The sequence below is a fragment of the uncultured Cardiobacterium sp. genome (genome assembly GCF_938028185.1).
Taxonomy (GTDB): Bacteria; Pseudomonadota; Gammaproteobacteria; order Cardiobacteriales; family Cardiobacteriaceae; genus Cardiobacterium.
On sequence record NZ_CALJAH010000151.1, the window covers coordinates 1 to 6,365 of the forward strand.

Sequence of the window (6,365 nt, forward strand, 5' to 3'; positions counted from 1 at the left end):
GACGATTTCTAGCAGTTGCGCGCGGCTGATGGGGCGGTTGTGTTGGGCGGCTTGGGCAAGCAGGGTGTCGATGCTTACCCAGCCTTGGCTGTCTAGCGTGATGCCGATGCTTTCGGGGTGGTGGCGCAGGACGAAGCTCAGGTGTTTGCTGATGCGGGTGCTGGGATCGGGGTTTTTCATGGGGATGGGCGGGGGTTGGTTATGTCGTTTGGGATGCGGGCGATGGTTGGCGTTTTGGCATTGCTGTGCCGGGTGGGCTTTGTTGTTGTCGGCCATGAATGGCCGACCTACGCGGGTTGTTTGGCCGCGATGGGAACGGGTGAAACACGCCTCAAGCCTTTCCTCCACAGGGGGTGGGGAATTTTTCTATTGTAATCAGCTCTTAGTCGCCGTTCTGCCCGCGCTGGCGCAGGTAGTGATCCGCCAGCGTCAGCGCCAGCATCGCCTCCACGATGGGGCAGGCGCGCAGGGCGACGCAGGGGTCGTGCCGCCCTTTGGTGACGACGTCCACGTCTTGGCCGTTCACATCGGTGCTGTGGCCGGGGATGAGGATGCTGCTGGTCGGTTTGAAGGCGGCGCGGGCGAGGATGCTTTGTCCGCTGCTGATGCCGCCGAGGATGCCGCCCGCGTGGTTGCTCTGGAAGCCGCTTGCGGCGCGGCGTTCGTCGCGGTTTTCGCTGCCGCGTTTGCTGATGACCGCGAAGCCGTCGCCGATTTCCACGCCCTTGACGGCGTTGATGCTCATCAGCGCTTTGGCGATGTCGGCGTCAAGGCGGTCAAAGACGGGTTCGCCGAGGCCAGCGGGGGCGTTTTCGGCGATGACGGTGATTTCCGCGCCGATGCTGTCGCCTGCGCGGCGGATGTCGGCGAGGTAACGGTCGAGCAGCGCGGTCTGGTGGTCGTTGGGGCAGTTGAACGGATTTTCGCGGACGTGGCTCCAGTCCATGAATTCCAGGCGGTGTTCGCCGATTTGCGAGACGTAGCTGCGGATTTGTACGCCTGCGAGGTGGGCGAGGATTTGTTTGGCAATCGCGCCAGCGGCGACGCGGATGGCGGTTTCGCGCGCGGACGCGCGTCCGCCGCCGCGATAGTCGCGAATGCCGTATTTGGCGTGGTAGGTGTAGTCGGCGTGGCCGGGGCGGTATTGGTCTTTAATCGCGCCGTAGTCGCGGCTGCGCTGGTCTTCGTTCATGATGAGCAGGCCAATTGGCGTGCCGCTGGTCTTGCCCTCAAAGATGCCGGAGAGGAGTTGCAGGCGGTCGGCTTCCTGGCGCGGGGTGACGTGGCGCGAGGTGCCGGGCTTGCGCCGGTCGAGTTCGGCCTGAATCGCGGCTTCGTCCAGCGGGATGCCTGCCGGGCAGCCGTCAAGGACGCCGCCGATGGCCGCGCCGTGGCTTTCGCCAAAGGTGGTAAGGATGAGATTTTGGCCGATGCTGTTGCCGCTCATGGTTGGGTTCCTTGTATTTGGGGTTTTCGTGATTTACATACAGGGTAGCGCTTATGGTGTATGTAAACGATTTGGGTGATGGTACGCCTGAATCGCGGGTTAATGTTCTTCAGGGGGAATGGGTTTGGCGGGCAGGGTAAAAAAGGCGGTGAGCCAGCCAGCGGGAATCCCCAAAGCAACGACGATTATGGTAAAGATATTTGCCAAATCACCGTCTGATTTGCCCCCGTGGTGATTCGCATACAGGGATAGTACGGTGTAAGCGATGTAAGCGCAGGCTATGCCGGATATTACGCTAATGGCGATTGCCATGAGAATACCGTCCGAATCCCGGTAAATTCTGCATTTTGCAATGATTGCGGCTGCCAGCAGGGCAGAAGGGATGATGAGGCAGGCAGGAAGTATCAGCAAGGATTGCGCCAGGTCAGGAATGCCTTGCAGCAGTAATCCCACAATCAGGCCGGGAGTTATACCCAGCAGAATGCCGCAAATACTGAATTTCCAGAAAACCGGCCACGCCGGATAAGGGGGGATTTGGCTGGTCATGGAGATTCTTCGTTTTCTGAATGGTTTTCTTTGCCGGGTAGTGTCATCAGCGCGGTCATCAGCCCAGAGAATGCGCCTATGCCTATCAGGGTAAGAATTATATATACTGCTTCTTCGGCAGAACCAAACATGGGACCACCAATAGTACCGATATTAATCCTGGAAAACGGGAAAAGGCAAGAAAGTCCAAGAAAGGCGCAAATGGTCATTGCTGTTAAATATCCCCCTGGAGTGCGACGAAGTTCCAATGATGCAATAAATGCCCCGGCAATCCAGGCAAGTGGAAATAAAAAAATGAATGTTAGCAGAAACAGTATTGGGCCAACAACAGGGAATACCGATAGAAACAAGGCGGGGATAAATCCAAACAGTGTGCCGCACATGGTAAAGTTCCGTCGGACGGATTTTCGCGGATAGGGATTTTCTGTTTTCATGTTTCTCTCGATATTTTTTGGAGCGTTTTATTCAAGGCGATTTGCATACAGGGTAGTGTTGCGCCAGGAGCGGGTTTATTTTTTGGATGGCTATAAACCTGTTTGGCGTATTTGTGTCATGAACTGAAAAACAGGAAACCATCGATATGCTCCCTTACCCTGTGGGGGATTCTGGAACAGCTTGCGCAGTAAAAAACCGGGGTGGGGGCAACAAGCGTGAAAAATCGCCATTTTGACGCTTGAGTAATATTGCTCGCCCCCTTCCCGCTACGGGTACTGGCGTACCCTGCGAGGGAGGGCGGACCGGCGGAATATTGGCAACGGCTGATTTTTGCCACTCTGCTGGTAATCAACATACTTTTCAGGATACTGCCTGTTTTTTCTCCGGTGCGGGCAGTGCCAGCCATGCGGTGAGCAGGCCGCAGCTCAGGGCGTAGGTGATGGCGAGTGCGAGCAGGGTCAGCATTCCGGCGAGGTTCATCAGCGCCGGGTCGTGTTTGGCGACGAGCAGGCCGCAAAGCGCCGCCCCCGCCAGGCTGTAATTGCTGAGGTGGAGCAGTCCGGCGGCGTTTTTCCGGCATTGGAGTTTTTCGTTGAGGATGGCGTTGCTGCTGGCGCAGAAGAAGGGGATGGTCAGCAGGAAGAGGAGGAGGCCGTAGGGGTTATTGTCGGCGATGGCGTGCAGGCGCGGCAGGGTGGCGACTGGCACGAGGGCGGCGAGCGCGCCGAGTGCGGTTCCCCAGGCGATGAGGCGGCCATTGCTGCGTGCGGTCGGCGTGGGATGGTGTTTGTGGTCGGGCAGCGGCAGGGCGATGAGGCCGGTGAGGATGCCGTTAGCGAGGCCGAGCGCAAGTGCGGTTTGCAGCAGGATGCGGTCGCCTGTGCTGCCGTGGAAGATGGCGTGTGCTTTGAAGGGCAGGGTGAGCAGCACGGCGTTGGCGAGGCTGATCAGGGTGGTGAGGGCGAGGCCGCGCCAGTCTTTGCCGGCCTGGATGAGCGGCAGGTGGTAGGCGGTGGCAACGGCGGCCAGTGCCGGCACGATGAGAAAGGCGGCGGCGACGAGCGGGTCGCCGCGAAGGGGCTGGAGGGCGGGGGCGGTGCTGAAGGCGCTGGCGGTGATGGCAAGGCCGATGATGAGGCCGGTGATGGTGTAGCGTCTAGCGGCGGTGGCGGGGTAGGGTCTGTCCATGGTTGGCTCCGGTGGGGTAGTGGCGGGATTGTACCGGATTTGCCGGGGCTGTTCGGCGGTGTGCGGGTGGCGGTTGGTGTGTCGGCATTGTTTTGTAGGTCGGGCACTTGTGCCCGACGTTTTTCATGTCGGCCATGAATGGCCGACCTACGGCTATGGCTGTTGGACATCGGTGGAAAGACAGGCAAACCCCACCCCGACCCTCCCTCACGGGGGGAGGGAGCCATTTGGTGGGGAAGGGCAGTTCGGCGGTTTACATACGCTTGAGCGCTCAAGGTGTATGTATGTGGGGAATGTTTGTCGGGTGTCGTTTGGGCATCGGAGATGGTAATTCTGTCGCTACCCCCACCCCGTCCCTCCCCCGCTGCGGGCTTCGCCCTGCGAGGGAGGGGGCAGTTCGGCGGGGAGGGATAATTTTGGGCGCTCATCCCTGTGTCTCCAGCATTTTGCGGAAGCGGATGAGGGCGAGGCCGAGGAAGAGCAGGCCGGTTGCGCCCATGTTCAGCAGTTGTGGCCAGAGTTCGTGCAGGTCGGCGCCACGGAAGATGATGCTTTGGTTGTAGATGGCGTATTGGGTGCTGGGCCAGTATTCGCTGATGGCGCGTGCCAGCTCCGGCATATTGCTGCGCGAGGTGGTCGCGCCCGAAAAGAGGTTCATGATGATGAATAGCGGCAGCATCAGCAGGCTGTATTGTTGCAGGCTCGGTGTCAGGGTCGCGATCATGATGGCGAGTGAGGCGATGGAGAAGAGGTAGGTCGCCGCCCCCAGCAGGTGGTTGGTGAGTGTGCCGTTGATGGGGACGCCGAGCAGGCCGTGCACGACGCCGAGCAGGGAGAGGGTGGAGGCGACGAGGATGACGAGGCCGTTGGCAAGGATTTTGGCGAGCATGATTTCGCTGGCGGTGACGGGCATGACGAGCAGGTGTTCGATGGTGCCGTGTTCGCGTTCGCGGATGACCGCCGCGCCGACGAGCAGCAGCAGCAGTAGCAGGATGGCGTTGCCCAGCGCGGTCACGGGCATTTGGTAGGCGTTTTCGGCGTTGGGGTTGTAGCGGGTGCGGATGACGGGGTTGACCAGCGGCGCGGGCGCGCTTTGTTTGAGGGTTTCGCGGGTTTCTTGCGCGAGGATTTGTGCGAGGTAGGCGCTGCCGATGCCGCCCTGGTTCATGCGGGTGGCGTCGATGTTGTTGAGGATTTCGGGCGAGCGGCCTTGCAGCAGGTCGCGTTCAAAATGTGGCGGGATTTCGAGGATGAAGACGTAGTCGCCCCGGTTCATCGCCGCGTCGGCCTCACTGCGGTCGATGGCGGCCGGGGTGCGGAAGTAGGGCGGGCGGATGGCGTCCGCGAGGCGGCGCGAGAGGGGCGAGTGGTCTTCGTCGATGATGGCGACGGCGGCGTTTCTGATGTCGGTGTTGCTCTGCGACATGGCAATCACCATGCCGGTGAACATATAGGTGATGAGGATGAGCAGGATGGGGTCGGCGAACAGGCTGCGCAGTTCTTTGCCGATGAGGGTCAGCAGGTTGCGGGTCATTTAGCGTTCCTGTTTTTTGAGGTTTAGGGTGGCAAGCGCGAGCAGGAGCAGGTAGTAGCTGCCGAGGATGAGGTGTTCGCGGATGAGTTCGGGGTAGCCGAGGCCTTTGGTGAAGGTGCCGGTGGTGAGGTTGGCGTACCACGCCGACGGCAGGATTTTGCCCATGATGTACGCGCCGCCTTGCAGCGAGGAGACGGGGACGAGGAAGCCGGAGAAGCTCATCGCGGGCATGACGGTGCCGACGGCGGTGATGAAGATGGCGGCGACTTGCGAGCGGGTGAAGCAGGAGACGAGCAGGCCGGTGGCGGTGGTGGTGCAGCACATGAGGAAGGTGCCGCTGATGAGGGCGGCGGCGGAGCCGTTGAGCGGCACGCCGAACCAGTAGCGCATCATGAGATAAAGGATGAGGAAGCTGGTCATGGCGGCGGCGAGGTAGGGCAGTTGTTTGCCGAGGAGGAATTGCAGGCGGCTGGCGGGCGAGGCGTAGAAGTTGGCAATTGAGCCGATTTCGCGTTCGCGCACGACGCCGACCGCCGCCATCATCGCCGGGAAGAGCGACAGCGCCAGCATGAGGACGCCGGGGGCGATGGCGAGGATGCTTTTGAAGTCGGGGTTGTAACGGAAGCGCGGCACGAGTTGGGCGGCGTCCGGCGGCAGGACGATGCCGTGCGCGCGTGCCTGGTCGCGGGCGTAGTCGCCGAGGATGCTCATGATGTAGCCGTTGAGGCTGGCGGCGTTGAAGGATTCGGCGCCGTCGAGGTAGAAGCCGAGTTCGGGGCGGTTGCCGCGCAAGAGATCGCGGCCGAAGGACGGCGGGATGTCGATGATCATTTTCGCGGCGCTGCTTTCGAGTGCGGTGTCGATGTCGGCGTCGGCGGTGAGCGGCGGCAGTTGGTGGAATTGGCTGGAGCCGGCGAAGTATTCGACGATGGCGCGGCTTTCCGCGCTTTGGTCGCGGTCGCGCACGGCGAAGGCGAGGTTGCCGACGTCAAAGGAGACGCCCCAGGTGACGGCAGTCATGAGGATGACCGGGCCGAAGAGGGCGAAGAAGGTGCGCACATGGTCGCGCAGCAGTTCTTTGCCTTCGCGGATGGCGAAGGTGCGGATGGTGGCGAGCCAGGGGAGGAAGCCGGTGGTTGGGGCGTTGTTATCGCTGTTTAAGGAAGCTGCACTGGTTGGTTTGCTGCCCCCACCCCAACCCTCCCCCACGGGGGG

Annotated in this window: 7 protein-coding genes; all 7 read right to left on the bottom strand. The window is 61.1% G+C overall.

Translation table 11 applies throughout. From position 1 onward, the window contains the following. Positions 1-180: RNA 2'-phosphotransferase (locus Q0349_RS04585; RefSeq protein WP_298079701.1), on the bottom strand; the 180-nt coding region annotated here is incomplete at its 3' end. Positions 181-382: 202 nt separating this feature from the next. After that, positions 383-1,447: a chorismate synthase gene (gene aroC / locus Q0349_RS04590; protein ID WP_298079702.1), complete on the bottom strand. Its 1,065-nt coding sequence runs from the start codon at positions 1,445-1,447 to the stop codon at positions 383-385. A 99-nt stretch (positions 1,448-1,546) separates the two neighbouring features. Beyond that, positions 1,547-1,993 carry a hypothetical protein gene (locus tag Q0349_RS04595; RefSeq protein WP_298079703.1) on the bottom strand — a complete coding sequence of 149 codons (447 nt, stop codon included), beginning with the start codon at positions 1,991-1,993 and terminating at the stop codon, positions 1,547-1,549. After that, positions 1,990-2,427, bottom strand: coding sequence for a hypothetical protein (locus Q0349_RS04600; RefSeq protein WP_298079704.1), 438 nt, complete (start codon positions 2,425-2,427; stop codon positions 1,990-1,992). Before Q0349_RS04600 ends, Q0349_RS04595 begins: the two co-directional genes overlap by 4 nt. A 361-nt stretch (positions 2,428-2,788) precedes the next feature. Beyond that, a complete protein-coding gene (locus Q0349_RS04605; RefSeq protein WP_298079705.1) occupies positions 2,789-3,616 on the bottom strand; it encodes a hypothetical protein in 828 nt (275 codons plus the stop codon). A gap of 424 nt (positions 3,617-4,040) precedes the next feature. After that, a complete protein-coding gene (locus Q0349_RS04610; protein ID WP_298079706.1) occupies positions 4,041-5,150 on the bottom strand; it encodes an ABC transporter permease in 1,110 nt (369 codons plus the stop codon). Further along, the coding region (locus tag Q0349_RS04615; protein WP_298079707.1) for an ABC transporter permease at positions 5,151-6,365 on the bottom strand (1,215 nt) is incomplete at its 5' end.

Coding starts and splice junctions, on each gene's coding strand:
- Q0349_RS04595 (WP_298079703.1), bottom strand. CDS start 1,993: ATGACCAGCCAAATCCCCCCTTATCCGGCGTGGCCGGTTTTCTGGAAA.
- Q0349_RS04610 (WP_298079706.1), bottom strand. CDS start 5,150: ATGACCCGCAACCTGCTGACCCTCATCGGCAAAGAACTGCGCAGCCTG.
- Q0349_RS04605 (WP_298079705.1), bottom strand. CDS start 3,616: ATGGACAGACCCTACCCCGCCACCGCCGCTAGACGCTACACCATCACC.
- Q0349_RS04600 (WP_298079704.1), bottom strand. CDS start 2,427: ATGAAAACAGAAAATCCCTATCCGCGAAAATCCGTCCGACGGAACTTT.
- aroC (WP_298079702.1), bottom strand. CDS start 1,447: ATGAGCGGCAACAGCATCGGCCAAAATCTCATCCTTACCACCTTTGGC.